This is a genomic window from Acidovorax sp. IB03 (assembly GCF_016406015.1).
GTDB classification, from domain to species: Bacteria; Pseudomonadota; Gammaproteobacteria; order Burkholderiales; family Burkholderiaceae_C; genus Acidovorax; species Acidovorax temperans.
In genome coordinates this window covers 1-920 of sequence record NZ_JAEFCH010000093.1, presented here as the reverse complement: position 1 = coordinate 920, position 920 = coordinate 1, and the positions used below count along the sequence as shown (strand labels likewise).

General features: G+C 57.3%; 1 protein-coding gene. It reads right to left on the bottom strand.

Going from position 1 to position 920, the window contains the following annotated elements; all coding sequences use genetic code 11:
* Positions 1-108: 108 nt before the first annotated feature.
* Positions 109-558, bottom strand: coding sequence for a nuclear transport factor 2 family protein (locus IHV84_RS20195; RefSeq protein WP_066695586.1), 450 nt, complete (start codon positions 556-558; stop codon positions 109-111).
* Positions 559-920 lie beyond the last annotated feature (362 nt).

Sequence of the window (920 nt, the reverse complement as noted above, 5' to 3'; positions counted from 1 at the left end):
GGCGCGGGCAGCGAGTACCATTATTTGATGCTTACTTTTGAGACACCACACTAGAAGAGCCACTTTTTATACAAATTACGAAACCATGAGCAGCCCGCGCCACATCGCTCAATGCAGCAACTGCGAAGTTTCAGTACCGGAGATACCCTCCGGCGAGCCGCCTGTGCTGGCATGGTGAGCCACCAGGCGCCATCCCTCCAACGTGCGGTGGTAGACATTGGTGGCGATCAGAAAGGCTGCGTGCAGCCCATCAGGCAACATGATTTCCACCCGCTCGGCCACGTTGTGCACGGCACTGGACACCGACTGCACACGGTGGACCTGAGAAATCGTCACCCGGATGCTGCCCTGCGCAAACATTCCCTCAAACGCAGCACGGATTGCGGCGGCCCCCATCAAGCGGGAACCGCCAGGATGCACACATACGATTTCGTCATCCTCTGCCCAGCAAGACATCAGCAGGTCTACATCGCCCTTTTGCAGGGCTTCATAGAACATGGCTTCCGTCTCATCGGGCGAGCCACCGTGGGGCGAGACAGGCAGTTTGGTACGTGGCATGCGACGGTTGTCCAGATAGAGGATGAGTTGACCTGTTCAAAGTAGCAGAACTTTGGCGAGTAAGGCCCCCAAGGGCGGCAGACGTCTTGACGCCCCGGGCGGCCCATTCGGCTTGCACAAGCTGCGAGAGCCCAGCGAATACTGCACGATTCAGATGCGCCCCAAGTCATCTCGAAGACAGCCCTTATTGTGGCGGCAACTGAGCGGCTTTCAGACCTCCGCCCGCTCATGGCAGCACTCGTCTTTCCTATCAAAACCATCATTACAAGGGTCTGAAGGAAATTCAGACCAAAAAAAACCCGGCAGGGGCCCAATGCCAGTCAGTTAAGCCCGCAGGCGGCTTGATCCAGTAAAAGGGAGCG

What these genes read in the sequence shown, in the direction of transcription:
- IHV84_RS20195 (WP_066695586.1), bottom strand. Translation starts at nt 558, where the DNA reads ATGCCACGTACCAAACTGCCTGTCTCGCCCCACGGTGGCTCGCCCGAT.